Source organism: Pantoea sp. USHLN256 (assembly GCF_037149875.1).
Classification (GTDB): Bacteria; Pseudomonadota; Gammaproteobacteria; order Enterobacterales; family Enterobacteriaceae; genus Pantoea; species Pantoea nemavictus.
On sequence record NZ_JBBCQO010000019.1, the window covers coordinates 19,789 to 36,792 of the forward strand.

The following is a 17,004-nucleotide window of genomic DNA, read 5'->3' on the forward strand; positions in this document are numbered from 1 at the left end:
AATTAGCGGAAAATTAGCGCAGAATTAGCAAGCGGGAAAATCGGCCCTTCTAAATACTTCCAGCTGCAGAAAGGCGGCAAGTGTGACGGAGGGTAATTCTGCGCTAAGAATAGAGAGATAAACTGCGCTCAGTTAAGTTGGAGGGCATCATGCGTGTGCTGCTGGTAGAAGATGATGAAATGATTGGCGCCAATCTGCAGCAAGCGCTGGAAGCGGCGGGTTGGTCGGTGGATTGGGTACGTGATGGCGTATTTGCCAGCAATGCCTGGGCCGAAGGCGGCTATACCTGCGTGTTACTGGATCTCGGATTGCCGCGTGAAGATGGCCTGCAGGTGCTGCGTCGGGCCCGCACGCGCGGCGATATGACGCCAGTGCTGGTGCTCACCGCGCGCGATACCGTGCAGCAACGCATTCAGGGATTGGACAGCGGCGCGGATGACTACCTGCTGAAACCCTTTGACCTGCAAGAGGTGCTGGCGCGCATGCGCGCCATTACCCGACGTCGCCACGGTGCGGCAGATTCGCTGCTGGGCAGCGGCGATGTGCAGATTGATATCATGACGCGCGAAGTGTTGTACAAAGGCCAGCGCGAACAGCTCACCGCACGTGAATATGCCCTGCTCTACGCCTTACTGGAACGGCCGGGTGCCATTCTGTCGCGCGAACAGTTAGAAAACCGCATTTACGGCTGGGGCGAAGAGGTCAGCAGCAACGCCGTTGATGTCCTGATTCACGGCATGCGCCGCAAGCTCGATAACGAAGTGATCCGCAACGTGCGCGGACTCGGCTGGCGGGTACCGGCAATATGAAACCTTTCACTTTTATGCGATCGCTGCGCAACAAACTGCTCGCCACGCTGGTGGTTCTGCACCTAGCGATGATCGGCGGCGTCACCTGGTATTTCTATCACTGCTACGGCGACATGATGGGCACCATGAAGGACGATCAGCTCGCCAAGATCGCCGATGCGTGGGCCACCAGCCAGCGTATGCCTGCGTTAATGCCGATGGTGATGCATGCCGAGAAGCTGAAAAGCACCTATATCGTCCAGCTGTGGGACACCCGTAATCGGCTGCGCGCCAGTTCGTGGCCCGATTTACATGCGCCGCTGCAAAGCAAAAAAGGCTGGCACGATCTCAAAGTGGGTGACTGCGGCGATGACTGTGAATGGCGCGTCTATACGCGACCCGGCGAACTCGGCAGTGAAATCGGCAATATTCAGGTGCTGCACAACATCGGCTATATGAAGAGTCTGATGCTGAAACGGGCGCTATCGGCCATCATCCCGCTGGTATTAATGATGCCGCTCTCGCTGCTGGTCATCTGGCTAGTGGTGCGTGCTATTACGCGCGATTTACGTGTCGCGTCGCGCCAGATTGCCGCCCAGGAAACCCTGCATCCGCATACGCTTTCTCCCGATGGCTTGCCGGATGAAGTGCTGCCGCTGGTGGCGGCCTACAACTCGTTGCTCGATAAGCTGCGCGCCGCCTGGTCGTCACAGCGCCAGTTCCTCGAAGATGCGGCACATGAGCTGCGTACGCCAGTTACTGCGGTGACGTTGCAGCTGGAAAACCTAAGGCAACACATTCAGCCAGGCGAAGCCAGTCGTCAGTTCGATCAGCTGGAAGCCGGCGTCACCCGTACGCGCCATCTGGTCACACAGCTGCTGAATATCTCGCGCCAGGAAGATCAATCGGTGGTCGCCACGGTGGAAACCATCGAGCTGGACGACCTGCTGAAAGAGAGCATTGAACAGCTGATGGTGGTAGCGGATAAGCGCGGCATTGATATCGGTTTCAACGGCAGCGCGCACTATCGTCTGCAGGCCAGCCGCTCCGATTTACGCAGCCTGTTCGATAACCTGATCGGCAACGCCATGCTGCACACGCCGGAGGGCAGCCTGGTGGACGTGCTGCTGCATCGCGTCGGCAATCACACCGTGGTGGATATTGTGGATAACGGGCCCGGCATGGCGGAATCTTTCATCGATCGCGCTTTTGACCGCTTTACCCGTTCGCCCGATGTACAAGCCCAGGGCAGCGGCTTAGGCCTTTCAATCGTGCGCAGCGTGGCGCAGAAGCATCAAATGCAGGTGGCGCTGTCGAATCGTCATGATGCGCAGGGCCAGATTGCTGGCCTGCAGGTGCGCATTACCTTGCCATAACGCACACCGAGCCGTAGCGGCGCAATTTATTGCGCATTATCGCTGCGAGCACGGTGCCCGCTACAAAACACGCGCGATAAATCGCGCCGCTACATCCTTTCCCTTCATCAAACACGTTTCCTGCTGTACGCGACACGTAAACGGTTGCGGGGTTCCGTTCGCCACCAGGCTTTTATGTGATAACGATCACATTTCCAGTGAATCAAACTGCAACACTTTTTGACAAACGTGACCAAAATCTATTTTCTATGCGTCTGTTACAGGCACATTACGCAAACTTGAAAATCTGGCGCTTCAGACCGGATATGACAACACACTGCCCATCCCCTGGGATCAATTTCACCCGATCGCGGCATCAGCCCGGCGATCACAAGCATGTGGTTAACATAATGAAATATAAAGCGTTGATAGCAGGGGCCTTATTGGCCAGCAGCTGGACTGGTGCGGCACAAGCAGCAGACAGCGATCCGCAGTACGTTTCGGATTGGTGGCATCAGAGCGTTAACGTGGTGGGCAGCTACCACACTCGTTTTGGACCGCAGTTCAATAACGACGTGTATCTCGAATACGAAGCCTTTGCCAAAAAGGATTGGTTCGATTTTTACGGTTACCTCGATCTGACCAACTTCTTTGGCGTCGGCAACAGCAACGCTAACGGCGTGTTCGACCACGGTTCGCCGATGTTCATGGAAATTGAGCCACGTTTCTCGATTGATAAACTGACCGGCACCGATCTCTCCTTTGGCCCGTTCAAAGAGTGGTACTTCGCCAACAACTACATCTATGACATGGGTCGCAACAGCGATAACCGTCAGAACACCTGGTATATGGGTCTCGGCACCGACATCGATACGCACAGCGATATCGGCCTGTCGCTCAACGTGTACGCCAAGTATCAGTGGGAAAACTACGGTGCGGCGAATGAGAACAGCTGGGATGGTTATCGCTTCAAGGTGAAATACTTTGTACCGATTACCGATCTGTGGGGCGGCAAGCTGAGCTACATCGGCTTCACCAACTTCGACTGGGGTTCAGATCTGCGTGATGAGTCCGATCGTTCACGCACCAGCAACTCCATCGCCTCCAGCCACATTCTCTCGCTGAACTACGATCACTGGCACGTTTCTACCGTGGCGCGTTATTTCCACAACGGCGGCCAGTGGGCTGACGGCCAGGAGCTGAACTTCGGTAACGGTCCGTTTGAAGTGAAATCAACCGGCTGGGGTTACTACCTGGTGGTGGGTTACAACTTCTAAGGTGTTGGGTTTCCCTCACCCTAACCCTCTCCCACAAGTGGGAGAGGGAACCGATCGAGCCTGGCCTCTCCCACTTTAGGAGCTGGAAGATCGAGCCTAACCACTCCCTCGCCCGCCTGCGGGAGAGGGCTGGGGTGAGGGCCAGCGCGCACCATCCACCTTAAATCTGCGGCTTATACGCATTCACCATCCACGGCACGCCGAACTTATCGATCAACATGCCAAAACCGTTGGCCCAGAACGTTGGAGCCCAGCTTTTGGTGATGTTACCGCCCGCCGACAACGCATCAAACCAACGCTTGCCTTGCGCTTCATCCGGCGTGGATAAACTTACGGCAAAACCGCCATACTCCGCCTGCGGCGCGCCATCACTCAGCATAATTTCACCCTGCCCGATGCGCACATGCGCATGCATAATCTGCTCCGGTGAAAAGCTCACGCCTGAGGTGCAGCCCTCATCCTCCACCGGCGTTTCATCCGGCATATCGCCATAGGTCATCTTAAACAGCAGCTCGCCGTCGGTGGCCGCCAGGTAGAACGCAATCGCCTCTTCACAGCGACCGTTGTAGAACACATACGGGGTAACTTGCATGGTCTGTACTCCAAAAAGGGAACGTCCCCTGCAAGTGTAGTGCGCATTATTTATACAACTGCGAGCCAGGCCGCACTCTTACCTTTGCTGACATTGGCGGCGGAACAGTTGAGCCATATAGGCGCTCATCGGCGTCAGCGCGGTATCTTTGCGCTGGATAAGATAGAAAGTGGCCTTCGGCAGCGGTTCATCGAGATCAAGTGCAATTAGCTGACCGCCGTGTGTCGGGTCTTCAATCACATCGCGCGAGATAATACTGACGAAGTCGCTCTGCGCCACCAGGCTGGTGCAGGCCATAAAGGTCTCGCAGGTCACCACAATTTTGGGCGCCATGCCGCGTTCGCCAAACATATCGTGTAGCAACCGATAGTAGCTGCCCTGCGGCGTCGGCATCGTCCAGTCGCAGTGCTGCAGCTCTGCCAGCGTGCGCGCGTGCGCCATCGGATGCCCTTTGCGCATCACCACCTGATAATCCCGCTCCATCAGCCGTTCAAACACCAGTTCCTGATCAAGATGGTTTTGATCGTAAGTGTTGATGGTGAAATCCAGCTCGCCCTGGCGCAGTTCATGCACCATCGACACCAGCTGGCCTTCGACAATCCGTACCTTCACCAGCGGATACTCACGATGAAACTGCGTGATCACCTGCGGCATGATGGTGCGCGCAATGCTGCCACCCACGCCGATATTCACGCGCCCGCCGGCCAAGCCTAGCCGCTGCTGAATATCCTCCTGCGCCACCCGCAACTCTTCCAGCACCAGGCTGGCATGCTGAAAAAAGTTATCACCGATGTCGGTTAACGTGACGCCCTGCTGGCGCCGTTCAAAGAGTCGTGCGCCCAGCGCCAGCTCCAGTTCCTGAATCGCCTTGGTGAGCGCAGGCTGCGAGAGCCCGGACAAGCGGCTGGCGGCGCGAATACTGCCCTGCCGCGCCACGTCAACAAAGGCGCGCAACTGATGAAGTTTAAGATTAGCCGACATAGTTTTGATGATAACCGTTGTTTATCAGTAGCAAGATATTCGCATCTTATGCGCACTAAAACCATTGTGTAGATTCGAGTGAATGCATAAAAAATCAACACAAAGGAAATGCCGATGAAAACCCTCTCTGACCTCGTTCACGCCCGCGTGCCACAGATGCAAGCCTGGCGTCGCGATCTGCACCATTTTGCCGAATCGGGCTGGCTCGAGTTCCGTACCGCCACGCTGGTGGCGGAAGAGCTGCATCGTCTTGGTTATCAACTCAAGCTGGGCCGCGAGGTGATCGATGCTGACTCGCGCATGGGATTGCCCTCCGATGAGGTGCTGGCGCAACAGGAAGCGCGCGCACTGGAGCAAGGTGCGCTGCCGCAGTGGATCAAGTACTTCTCCGGCGGATTTTGTGGCGTGGTGGCGACGCTGGAAACCGGTCGTCCGGGCCCGGTAATGGGTTTTCGCGTTGATATGGATGCACTCGATCAAAACGAAAGCCGCGCGAGCGATCATCTGCCGACGCGCGAAGGTTTTGCCTCCTGTAACGCCGGCATGATGCACGCCTGCGGTCACGACGGCCACACCACCATCGGCCTGGCGCTGGCGGGCGTGCTGATGGAGATGAAAGATCAGCTGAGCGGCACGCTTAAAATCATCTTCCAACCTGCGGAAGAAGGCGTCCGCGGCGCCAAAGCGATGGTCGCAGCGGGCGTGGTGGATGACGTCGATCTGTTCACCGCCATTCACCTCGGCACCGGCGTGCCTGCCGGTGAAATCGTCTGCGGCAGCGACAGCTTCCTCGCCACCACCAAACTCGACGTCAATTTCACCGGAGTCGGCGCGCACGCCGGCGGCAAACCGGAAGAGGGGCGCAACGCATTGCTGGCGGCGGCGCAAGCCACGCTGGCACTGCATAATTTGCCGCAGCACAGCGGTGGCGTAGCGCGCGTTAACGTTGGCGTATTACAGGCTGGCTCCGGACGCAACGTGGTACCCGACTACGCGCTCATGAAGGTGGAGACGCGCGGCGCGAGCAATGACGTCAACGACGATATCTATCAGCAGGCGCTGCGTGTGATCGCCGGTGCGGCGGCGATGTACGGCGTTGAATACGATGTGAAGCTGATGGGCGGCGCCCGTAGCTGCACGCCAAGCCAGCCGTGGGTGGCATTCATCCACCAGCAGGCCGAGGCGCTGGGCATTTTCACTTCAGTGGTCGATACCAAACAGCAGGCGGCAGGCTCTGAAGACGCCACCTACATGCTGGAGCGCGTGCAGCAACGCGGCGGCCAATCCTCCTACGTGATTTTCGGCTGCGAGCTGGCGGCGGGCCACCATAACGCGAAGTTCGATTTCGACGAGGCGATCATGGCCACCGCGGTACAGACGCTGGCGACGCTGGCACTCAATCAAGCCCAGTTTGGAGGCCAACGATGAGCCACAGCGAATTTATTAATCACTACATCAACCAAAACCAGCCGCGCTTTAGCGCTCTTAGCGACGCCATCTGGGACGTGCCGGAAACCCGGTTTGAGGAGACACAATCGGCCGCGCTGCTGGCCGATGCGCTGGAACAGGAAGGCTTTGTCGTGGAGCGCGGCGTCGGCAATATCGACACCGCGTTCATTGCCAGCATCGGCAGCGGTAAACCAGTGATCGCCATTCTGGGCGAGTTCGATGCGCTGGCGGGTTTAAGCCAGCAATCGGGCTGCGCCACGCCGCAGCCGCTGGTGGAGAACGGCAACGGTCACGGCTGCGGCCACAATCTGCTCGGCACCGCCGGTTTGGCCGCCGCCTTCGCCATCAAAGCCTGGTGGGCAGAGCACGGCCAGCGCGGCACGCTGCGCTTTTACGGCTGTCCGGGTGAAGAAGGCGGCTCCGGCAAAACCTTTATGGTGCGCGAAGGCCTGTTCGATGACGTTGATGCGGCGGTCACCTGGCATCCTGAAGGCTTTAGCGGCATGTTCAACCTCAGCACGCTGGCCAATATTCAGGCGGCTTTCCGCTTTAAAGGTGTCGCGGCGCATGCGGCAAACTCTCCGCATCTGGGACGCAGCGCGTTGGATGCGGTGACGCTGATGAACACCGGCGCCAACTTCCTGCGCGAGCACATCGTGCAGGAAGCGCGGCTGCACTATGCGGTGACCAACGCGGGCGGCGTTTCGCCCAATGTGGTGCAAGCCGACGCCGAAGTGCTGTACCTGATTCGCGCGCCGCAGCTCGATCAGGCGCAGGATATTTATCAGCGCGTGATTAACATCGCTAAAGGCGCGGCGCTGATGACCGACACGCAGATGACGGTACGCTTCGATAAAGCCTGCTCCAATTACGTGCCGAATCGCGCGCTGGAAGGCGTGATGGAGCGCTATTTGCATCAGTTTGGTTTGCCTGACTACAGCGAAGCGGAGCAGGCGTTCGCCGCCGAGATTCGTGCCACGCTGAGCAAAGACGATCTGCGCAACGCGCGCCTCAATGCGGCACGCACCGGCGGTGAAGCTGGCGTCGCCTGGACCGAGGCGCTGGGCGATAAGATTCTGATGGATGAGGTAGCGCCTTATGCAGTGACGCGCGAGCTGCTTTACGGCTCAACCGACGTCGGCGATGTCAGCTGGGTAACGCCGACCGCGCAGTGTTTCGCGCCCTGCTTCGCCTTTGGTACGCCGCTGCACACCTGGCAACTGGTGGCGCAGGGCCGCACGTCAATCGCCCATAAAGGCATGTGTCAGGCGGCAAAAGTGATGGCCGCAACCGCGCTGACATTGCTGCAGGATGACGAGGCGCTGGCGCGCTGCCGCGAGGAGTTCCAACGCGTGCGCCGCGAACAGCCTTACGTCTGCCCAATTCCAGCAGATGTAACGCCGTCGAAGTTGAAGTAACAATGCGATATCCCGGTGCGCATAAATGCGCACCCTACGAAAACCGTAGGGTCGCCATTCATGGCGACCGTCATGATGGACGCACAATACCTGGCGCCATTCATGGCGACCTGAGCACCACCCCAAAATTACAAAAAATATAGCCCCCAAGCGGGCATGCAAACATAACAAGACGACTGACGAGGATTGACCTATGGAAGCCACCACGGAGAACCGCAGCCCCGGAAAGCTGTTTAGCTGGATTGAGCGCGTCGGCAATAAAGTGCCGAATCCCTTCTTACTGTTCGTCTATTTGATTGTGGTACTGATGGTCGCCACGGCGATTATCAGCAGCCTCGACGTGGCGGTGAAGAATCCCACTAACGGCGAGCTGGTGCGGGTGAACAACCTGCTGAGCGTCGCCGGGATTCAGTGGATCCTGCCCAACATCATCAAAAACTTCAGCGGATTTACGCCACTGGGATCGATTCTGGCGCTGGTAATTGGCGCGGGATTAGCGGAAAAAGTCGGCCTGCTGCAGTCGCTCATGGTGAAAATGGCCTCGCGCGTCAGCCGTCGTTACGCCAGCTACATGGTGCTGTTTATCGCCTTCTTCAGCCATATCTCATCCGATGCGGCGCTGGTGGTAATGCCGCCGCTCGGCGCGCTGATTTTCCTCGCCGTAGGACGGCATCCGGTGGCGGGTCTGCTGGCGGCGATTGCCGGCGTAGCGTCCGGCTTTACCGCCAACCTGCTGATTGTGACCACCGATGTGCTGCTGTCTGGCATCAGTACCGAAGCCGCCAAAGCGGTGAGCGATACCGTGCACGTCAGCGTTATCGATAACTGGTTCTTTATGGCCAGTTCGGTGATTGTGCTGACCATCGCTGGCGCGCTGTTGACGGATAAATTCGTCGAACCGCGTCTGCCAGCATGGAACGGCGGCAATAACGATCGCCTGCCGCCGCTCACCGCGCTGGAGAATCGCGGCCTGAAAGCTGCAGGTATCGCTGCGCTGGCGTTTATCGCACTAATGGCGCTGCTGGTGGTGCCGGAACACGCGCCGCTGCGCGATCCAAAAAGTGGCGGCATCATTCCCTCGCCATTTATTCAGGGCATTGTGCCGATCATCATCCTGTTCTTCTTCGTGGTAGCCATTGCCTACGGTGCGGTGACGAAGCAGATCCGCCGCCCGGATGATATTCCGCAGCTGCTGGTGGATCCGATGAAGAGCATGGCAGGCTTTATTGTGATGGTGTTTCCGCTGTCGCAGTTTGTTGCCTTCTTTAACTGGAGCAACATGGGCAAGTTCATGGCCATCGGCTTAACCGATGTGCTGGAGAGCGCCGGGATTAGCGGTGCCCCGGCCTTTCTTGGCCTGATGTTCCTGTCGGCATTCCTGTGCATGTTCATCGCCAGCGGATCGGCCATCTGGTCGATCCTGGCACCGGTATTCGTGCCGATGTTTATGCTGCTGGGCTTCCATCCGGCCTTCGCGCAGATGATTTTTCGCATCGCCGATTCCGCGGTGTTGCCGCTGGCACCGATGTCGCCCTTCCTGCCGCTGTTCCTCGGCTTCCTGCAGCGCTATCAAAAAGATGCGCAGCTCGGCACCTACTACGTGCTGATCTTCCCCTATCCGCTGGTGTTCTTCAGCGCCTGGATTGTGCTGCTGCTGGCGTGGTACGCATTGGGTTTACCGATTGGTCCGGGCGTTTATCCCAGCCTGCACTAACCCTGCGCCATGGATGGCGATCACACTTCTGTGAACTGCAACGCATGTTGCCAAAATGTCACCGTGGCGCCTCTCGGCAACCCGTTACGAATTTATTATCCTGCTATTCCTTCGCTTGCTAACGGTTAATTATTTTTAAAACTCATCTCAGCCGTCAGCGGGTTCTGCAAACACCGAGGTTTACACAACAATGACAACAATCACGTCGACAGGGATGGCGAACGATCACATGAGCGCGGATCGCCGCACCTTAGCCGGGCGCATTGATGCGCTGCCCTCTTCCGCAGGTTTGTGGCGCTTTATCACGCTGCTGGCGCTCGGCGGCTTCTTCGAACTCTACGATCTGTTTGAAACCGGCTACATTAGCTCCGGGCTGGTCGCCGCGGGCGTGTTTCATACCGGTTCTGCGGGCGTGTTCGGCATCGCCGATCAGGCGGCGTTTGCTTCCGCCACTTTCCTTGGTCTTTTCGTCGGTGCCAGCCTGCTCGCGCCCTATGCCGATCGCTTTGGCCGTCGCCTCACCTTTATGTGCGCGCTGGCGTGGTACGGCGTGTTTTCTTTACTGATGGCGTTCCAGCAGAGCGCGGAGATGATTATCCTGTTCCGCTTCCTGGTTGGCATTGGTCTCGGTGTGGAACTGGTGACCATCGACACCTATCTCTCCGAATGGGTGCCAGCCCATCTGCGCAGCCGCGCGTTCGCCTTCTCGTTCTTTATTCAGTTTCTATCGGTACCGGCGGTGGCGCTGATGTCATGGTGGCTGGTGCCGCAAACCATTCTCAGCCTCGAAGGCTGGCGCTGGGTGGTGATTGCCGGTGCCGTTTGCTCGCTGGTGATCTGGCTGATCCGTAAAAACCTGCCGGAATCTGCGCGCTGGCTGGCGCAACAAGGGCGCCATCAGGAGGCGCATCAGGTGCTGAGTGCGATGGAGCAACGCTGTGGCATCTCTTCTCCCCTTCCCCCACTTGTGGGGGAAGGCCGGGATGGGGGACAGCAGGCAACGAATCAACCGAAACACGGGCGTTTTAGTGAGATTTGGGCACCGGCCTATCGCAAGCGCACGCTGATGCTGGTGGTGATGAACTTCTTCCAGGCGATTGGCTTCTTTGGCTTCGGCAACTGGCTGCCGGCGCTGCTGTCGGGCAAAGGCGCGACCGTCACGCACAGCCTGCTGTATGCCTTTTTCATTACCCTGGCTTACCCGCTCGGCTCGCTGATTTGCAGCCGCTACGCCGATAAGCTCGAGAACAAATGGCAGATTGTTTTTTCGTCGCTGATGACGGTGGTGTTCGGCACGCTGTTCGCCTTTATGACCAATCCGGTGCTGATGATCATCTGCGGTTTTCTGATTACTTACAGCAATGCATGGCTGACGTTTAGCTATCACGCTTATCAGACGGAGATTTTTCCGACGCACATTCGCGCCCGCGCGGTGGGTTTCTGCTATTCGTTTAGCCGCCTGTCCACGGTGTTCAGCAGTATTTTGATTGGCATTATTTTGCAGTATGCCGGCAGCCAGGGCGTGATCGCCTTTATCGTGCTGAGCATGTTGATAGTGATGCTATCGGTAGGAATTTACGGGCCGAAAACCCGTGGCATGGATTTGGAGAATATTTGAAGATGGCATCAGATCGTGCTGGCTGTCCCAGATCGTGCTGGCTGTCCCAGATCGTGCTGGCTGTCCCCCTCCTCGGTCCTCCCCCACAAGTGGGGGAGGAAGATGATGCCATATGTTAGTTTTGATGCTGCATGTGGCAGCGTCTCCTTCCCCCACTTGTGGGGGAAGGCCGGGATGGGGGACAGCGAGCACGCTATTAAGTACAGCGAGCAAAAGCTACTGCCCTTCCAGCACCTTAATATCCGCACTGCCCTGTTTTGACTGCACGGTTTCGTCTTTACGTAGCGCCGCCACATCCTTCGCCGATACGCTCGACTTCACGCCATTGCCCCAGCTGCCACGGATAAAGTTCACCACATCCGCCACCTGCTGGTCGTTCATGCGCCAGCCGAATGCCGGCATGGTGATTGCCGTTGGTGCACCTTGCACGCCAGGCAAAGTACCGCCCACCAGCACAATGTGGATCAGCGAGGTTGGATCGTCAGCCATCACCACCGGATTACCGCGCAGCGCCGGATAGAAGCGTTGATAGCCGCTACCGTCGGTTTTGTGGCACGCCGCACAGCTATCGACATAGGTCGATGCGCCTGGCTGGCTATCGTCACCTTTCCACAACGCCTTGGCGACCGCGTCATCCTGCTTAAACACCGCCTGATTCGGATCTTTTGCGCCGAGTGATTTCAGATATTTTGCAATCGCGCTGATATCCTCGTCGCTCAGATATTGCAGGCTGTGCTGCACCACGTCGGTCATGCCACCAAACACGGCGGTGTGATCGTTACGGCCAAAGCGCAGGAACTGCTTGAGATCGTCTTCGCTCCAGCGACCTAAACCATCGCGGTTGTCGCCACGCAGATTGCTGGCGGTCCAGCCGTCAATCGGCGCGCTGCTGCCGGCAAGATAGTTATTGCCTTCGTCGTTGTTAAGCGCTTTTTCCTGCATGGTGATACTGCGTGGCGTGTGGCAGGCGCCACAGTGGCCAAGACCTTCCACCAGATAGCGACCGCGAGCCAACTGCGGATCTTCCTGAGCCGCTGGTTGGAACGCTTTCACGTCCGGCGCAAAGATGCCGCGCCAGATCGAGAGCGGCCAACGCATCGACAGCGGCCATGGAATGTCGCTCTCTTTGTTGGCCTGCGCCACCGGCTGCACGCCGTGCATGAAGTAGGCATACAGCGCCTTCATGTCGTCATCGCTGACCACCGCATACGACGGATACGGCATCGCCGGATACAGCGTATCGCCGTTTTTCGCTACGCCGTGACGCACCGCTTTCTGGAAATCGTCGTAGCTGTAGTCGCCAATGCCGGTGGCTTTATCCGGCGTGATGTTGGTGGAATAAATGGTGCCGATTGGCGTCGCCATAGGCAGTCCACCGGCAAACGCCTGACCGCCCTGCGCGCTGTGACACGCTACGCAGTCGCCGGCGCGCGCCAGATACTCGCCGCGTTTCACCAATGCGTCCGCAGCGCTATCGTCCGCCACAGCGGCGAACGTCATCGTGCCCAGAAACAGGGCTAAAATGCTTTTAATCATCGCCGTGTTCCTTATGCCTGTACCAGCGGGCCGGGGTTTTTCAGATACTGTTCACGAATGGCTTTGGCTGACCAGTAAGTCAACGCCGCCACCATGCCGGTTGGGTTGTAGCCAAGTCCTTGCGGGAACGCTGAGGCGCCTGGCACAAACACGTTTGGCACATCCCAGCTCTGCAGATAGCGGTTAACCGCGCTGGTTTTCGGATCTTCACCCATAATCGCCCCGCCGCTCATGTGCGTGGTTTGATATACGGTGGTATCGAAGTGGGTGCCTGGACCTTTCGCGCCGCCGATGATCATTTTCGGGTTCATCGCTTCGGTGATTTTGCGCATCTTCTCAATCATGAACTGCGCCATCTTGATGTCGTTGTCCTGCCAGTCAAAGGTCATACGCAGCAGCGGCTGGCCGTAGGCATCTTTGTAGTTCGGATCGAGATCGAGATAGTTGGCGCGGTACGACTGGTGCGCGCCGTGCGCATCCATCGAGATGTGATGGTTGTAGGTATCGGCCACCGCCGATTTCCACTGGCTGCCCCAGTTCGGCGTGCCTTTTGGTGTCGGTAAACCGGAGATCGGCTTGGTACCGGCCTGGTTAACCCAGAACGGCGAACCGCCGACGAAGCCATGTGGGCCGTGATCGAAGTTATCGGCGTTGAAATCATCCACCGCCACACCTGCGCCACCGGCACCGATAAACGGGTTGGTGGTGGTGTTTTTGTCAAACAGCGCTTTCAGCGTCGAGATGTTCTGGTAGGCAAAGTTACGGCCCACCACACCTTCGTTGGAAATCGGGTTATACGGCTGGCCGATGCCGGAGAGCAGCATCAGGTGCACGTTGTGGAACTGGAATGCAGACAGGATCACCAGATCCGCCGGCTGCACCACTTCGCGGCCCTGACCATCGAGATAGGTCACGCCGGTGGCGCGCTTTTTATCGTCAGTCAGATTAACGCGCAGCACGTAAGAGTTATTGCGCAGCTCGAATTTCGGCTCCTGACGCAGCGCCGGCAGGATGTTAACGTTTGGCGACGCTTTGGAATACATATAGCAGGCGTAACCGCTGCAGAAACCGCAGAAGTTGCACGGGCCCATCTGTGCGCCGTAAGTGTTGGTGTACGGGCCAGAGGTGTTGGCCGACGGCATATTATACGGATGATATCCCACCGATTCCGCCGCCTGCGCAAACAGCTGCGCCGAGTAGGTGCGCTTCTGCGCTGGCAGCGGGAAGTCGCTGGAGCGATCGGGCGCATATGGGTTGCCGCCCTTCTCTTTACCCAGCAGCTTGCCTTTGATCGACCAGGCGCTGCCCGAGGTACCGAACACTTTCTCGGCCTGATCGAAGAAGGGTTCCAGTTCGTCATAATTGACGCCGAAATCCTGAATCGTCATGCCTTCCGGGATGAATTTTTTACCATAGCGCTGCTCATAGTGGCTTCGCAGGTTGAGCTCGACCGGATCGACGCGGAAATGCACGCCCGACCAGTGCAGGCCGGCGCCGCCGGTGCCGGTGCCCGGCAGAAATGCCGCCAGCTGACGATACGGCACAGCAGTCTGCGATGCATCGTGACGGATGGTCACGGTGCTTTTCGACAGATCCTGGAACAGCTTTTTACGGATGTTGTAGGTCAATTCATCGATCGACTGCGGATAGGATCCATCCGGATAGGTATCGCGATGCGGACCGCGCTCCAGCGCCACCACATTCAGGCCCGCTTCGGTCAGCTCTTTCGCCATAATCGCGCCCGCCCAGCCGAAACCGACCACGACCGCATCCACTTTTTTCAATTCATTTGCCACGCTTAGGTCCTCTCCCCGCGAATATCCACTGACGGGAACGGATAACGTTCGCCGCGTTCCACCCAATCCATAAAGTCAGCGCGTGCGCCTGGGAAGCCAATTAGCTTCCAGCCCACCATGCCTTGATTGCCGCCGTGGATCGGATCGCTGAAGTAACCCTCGCGGGTGTTTTGCAGCAGGAAGGAGAAGAAGGTTTTAGCGGGCAACTGCGGGAATTCCGCGTGGCCGCTTTCAAACGCGGTCAGCAGCGCATCTTGCTGTTCACCGGTTAGCTCAGCGAACACTTTGCCGTGCTGTTTTTTGCTCCAGCCATCGGCATCGGCGAGGCCGAGACGATAGATCTGCTGCGGCACCAGCGGCAGCTGATAGCCCAGCTCTTTCGGCAGGTCGGGATTGAATGGGCCTTGCATGTACCAGTTGTTACCGGTGGCATAAGGCGTGTTCATTTGGCGATCGATAAACTCCGGTACGCCGGCTTCGAGTGCGCCAGGACCGCGATCATCGCTGGGGATCAGGCGCGCCACCGCTGCAGTAATGAAGGCAAACTCTTCGGCGGTGAACCAGGTTGGCTGGTAGCTACGCGCCTGTTGCGGTGATGAATGTTGCTCGGCTGCCCCGGCGGCCATCGGCACCACTAAAGCGCCCATCGCCGTACTGCCCACCGCCATTGCCGGCGCCAGGGTGATGGTTCTCAGCAGAAAATCCCGGCGAGAATGACCATTTTTTTGTTCTGACATGACATTGCCTCAGTACCACATATAATGCGGCATGAAAGTTAAGTAGTTGCGTTGTATTGTTTTTTTATTGATAGCTTAAGGGATACAGCAGTACTGTTACCGGTAACAGTGCAAATATTGTAACACCATTGCTGTGGATTAATTAGTTCTTAGAAACAAATTCGCACTAATTACTTAACAATTGTCGCTGCCGCTTTACATCGCAGCGGCCAGGCTGTCATCGTCAGATACAACCGACAACAGACAGAGAGATGTCTAAAGCGGTATAAAAGAGTACACACAACAGCGGAGTGCCTATGTTTAAGTCCTTTTTTCCGCGGCCAACGCTGTTTTTCAGCTCAGCTGCGATTTGGAGTTTGATAGCAATTTTTGCCTGGTTTGGCTTTTTCAATGATCTCCCCGCGCGCTGGCCTGCGTTTCAGGCGGCGATGCAACAACCTTTGCCAACCAACGCCAGCCGTTTTATTCATGCCAGCCAGCTGTGGTTTTATGCCTATTACTGGATTGTCGCCGGGATTTTTGGCCTTGCGTGGCGCGTGATTGATAACCATCCGTGGCAGCGCTGGTCGGTTTGGGGTTCGATACTGATCATCTTTGTCACCTGGTTTGGCGTGCAGGTTGGCGTGGGCGTCAACGCCTGGTACGGCCCGTTCTACGACATGATTCAACAGGCGCTGACCAAAGCCGGTTCCGTCGCCATCCATCAGTTCTATGTGCAAGTGTTGGCGTTTCTCGGCATTGCGCTGATTGCGGTGGTGATTGGCGTGATGAACTCGTTCTTCGTCAGCCACTGGGTGTTCCGCTGGCGTACCGCGATGAATAATTACTACATGCATAACTGGCAGCGTCTGCGTCTGGTTGAGGGTGCAGCGCAACGTGTGCAGGAAGACACCATGCGCTTCGCCGGTACGCTGCAGGATTGGGGTATTAACTTTATTCAGGCGATTATGACGCTGGTGGCGTTCTTGCCGGTGCTGGTGACGCTGTCGCACCATGTGAAAGAGGTGCCCATTCTCGGCAGTATTCCTTATGCGCTGGTGATTGCCGCGCTGCTGTGGTCGCTGTTTGGTACCGCGCTGCTGGCGATGGTGGGGATAAAACTGCCGGGGCTGGAGTTCCGCAATCAGCGTGTGGAAGCAGCCTATCGTAAGGAGCTGGTGTATGGCGAAGACGATCCACAGCGCGCCTCACCGCCTACGGTGCATGAGCTGTTTAGCCGCGTGCGTCAGAACTATTTCCGCCTCTATTTCCACTATTTGTACTTCAACATCACGCGCATTATGTATCTGCAGGTGGATAACGTGTTCGGGCTGTTTGTGCTGTTTCCGTCGATTGTGGCGGGCACCATCACGCTGGGTCTGCTGAACCAGATCACCAACGTGTTTGATCAGGTGCGGTCATCGTTCCAGTATTTGATCACCTCGTGGTCAACGCTGATTACGCTGATGTCGATCTACAAACGTCTGCGCAGTTTCGAACAGATTCTGGATGATATTCCGCATGATGAGATGATGCGCGAAGCGGCAGAGTAAGGTGCGGTTTGGTGCGGCTGATGCCCTCACCCTAACCCTCTCCCGCAAGCGGGAGAGGGAACCGATCGAGCATGTTGCAGCATCTCCCTCTCCCGTGGGAGTGTACAGTCCGGGGACATGGTAAACGGGTGTTCAGGGACATGGTGAACACTTTTTAACATTCTTACCCATGGTGATCGACTTATTCTTCAGGTCGATCACCCCCACCTTT

Annotated in this window: 13 protein-coding genes; 8 read left to right on the top strand and 5 right to left on the bottom strand. The window is 57.3% G+C overall.

Annotated elements, in window-relative coordinates; translation table 11 throughout:
• Positions 1–149 precede the first annotated feature (149 nt).
• The 3 genes from WFL93_RS23590 (at position 150) to WFL93_RS23600 (ending at position 3,420) form a co-directional block, all read left to right on the top strand.
• On the top strand, positions 150–809 hold the full coding sequence (locus WFL93_RS23590) for a response regulator (protein ID WP_007888511.1): 660 nt from the start codon (positions 150–152) through the stop codon (positions 807–809).
• Positions 806–2,164 carry a sensor histidine kinase gene (locus WFL93_RS23595; RefSeq protein WP_336779170.1) on the top strand — a complete coding sequence of 453 codons (1,359 nt, stop codon included), beginning with the start codon at positions 806–808 and terminating at the stop codon, positions 2,162–2,164. The genes WFL93_RS23590 and WFL93_RS23595 overlap by 4 nt, the downstream gene beginning before the upstream one ends.
• Before the next feature lie 389 nt (positions 2,165–2,553).
• Positions 2,554–3,420, top strand: a complete 867-nt coding sequence (locus tag WFL93_RS23600) for a nucleoside-specific channel-forming protein Tsx (protein ID WP_036620733.1) — start codon at positions 2,554–2,556, stop codon at positions 3,418–3,420.
• A 160-nt stretch (positions 3,421–3,580) separates the two neighbouring features.
• On the opposite strand, the gene yjdN is transcribed toward WFL93_RS23600, so the two are convergent.
• Positions 3,581–4,012: a VOC family metalloprotein YjdN gene (gene yjdN, locus WFL93_RS23605; RefSeq protein WP_007888515.1), complete on the bottom strand. Its 432-nt coding sequence runs from the start codon at positions 4,010–4,012 to the stop codon at positions 3,581–3,583.
• A 78-nt stretch (positions 4,013–4,090) separates the two neighbouring features.
• A complete protein-coding gene (locus tag WFL93_RS23610; RefSeq protein ID WP_049851303.1) occupies positions 4,091–4,993 on the bottom strand; it encodes a LysR family transcriptional regulator in 903 nt (300 codons plus the stop codon).
• 114 nt (positions 4,994–5,107) lie between these two features.
• Here WFL93_RS23610 and WFL93_RS23615 point away from each other — a divergent pair, with 114 nt between their 5' ends.
• The 4 genes from WFL93_RS23615 (at position 5,108) to WFL93_RS23630 (ending at position 11,192) form a co-directional block, all read left to right on the top strand.
• The gene (locus WFL93_RS23615) at positions 5,108–6,421 is read left to right on the top strand and encodes an amidohydrolase (protein WP_336779171.1); all 1,314 of its coding nucleotides are present in this window, start codon (positions 5,108–5,110) and stop codon (positions 6,419–6,421) included.
• Complete coding sequence (locus tag WFL93_RS23620; protein WP_336779172.1) at positions 6,418–7,860, top strand: M20 family metallopeptidase; 1,443 nt, start codon at positions 6,418–6,420, stop codon at positions 7,858–7,860. Before WFL93_RS23615 ends, WFL93_RS23620 begins: the two co-directional genes overlap by 4 nt.
• A gap of 193 nt (positions 7,861–8,053) precedes the next feature.
• On the top strand, positions 8,054–9,574 hold the full coding sequence (gene abgT, locus WFL93_RS23625; RefSeq protein WP_049851300.1) for a p-aminobenzoyl-glutamate transporter: 1,521 nt from the start codon (positions 8,054–8,056) through the stop codon (positions 9,572–9,574).
• Between the two features lie 190 nt (positions 9,575–9,764).
• On the top strand, positions 9,765–11,192 hold the full coding sequence (locus WFL93_RS23630; RefSeq protein WP_336779173.1) for an MFS transporter: 1,428 nt from the start codon (positions 9,765–9,767) through the stop codon (positions 11,190–11,192).
• 216 nt (positions 11,193–11,408) lie between these two features.
• Here the strand turns inward: WFL93_RS23630 and WFL93_RS23635 are convergent, their stop codons facing one another.
• Genes WFL93_RS23635 through WFL93_RS23645 form a run of 3 tightly spaced genes read right to left on the bottom strand, consistent with a single transcriptional unit; the run spans position 11,409 to position 15,261 of the window.
• Complete coding sequence (locus WFL93_RS23635; RefSeq protein WP_049851298.1) at positions 11,409–12,728, bottom strand: c-type cytochrome; 1,320 nt, start codon at positions 12,726–12,728, stop codon at positions 11,409–11,411.
• Positions 12,729–12,739: 11 nt separating this feature from the next.
• On the bottom strand, positions 12,740–14,524 hold the full coding sequence (locus WFL93_RS23640) for a GMC family oxidoreductase (protein WP_336779174.1): 1,785 nt from the start codon (positions 14,522–14,524) through the stop codon (positions 12,740–12,742).
• 2 nt (positions 14,525–14,526) lie between these two features.
• A complete protein-coding gene (locus WFL93_RS23645; protein ID WP_007888538.1) occupies positions 14,527–15,261 on the bottom strand; it encodes a gluconate 2-dehydrogenase subunit 3 family protein in 735 nt (244 codons plus the stop codon).
• 296 nt (positions 15,262–15,557) lie between these two features.
• Between WFL93_RS23645 and sbmA the strand changes: the two genes are divergently transcribed.
• On the top strand, positions 15,558–16,793 hold the full coding sequence (gene sbmA, locus WFL93_RS23650) for a peptide antibiotic transporter SbmA (RefSeq protein ID WP_007888542.1): 1,236 nt from the start codon (positions 15,558–15,560) through the stop codon (positions 16,791–16,793).
• Positions 16,794–17,004 lie beyond the last annotated feature (211 nt).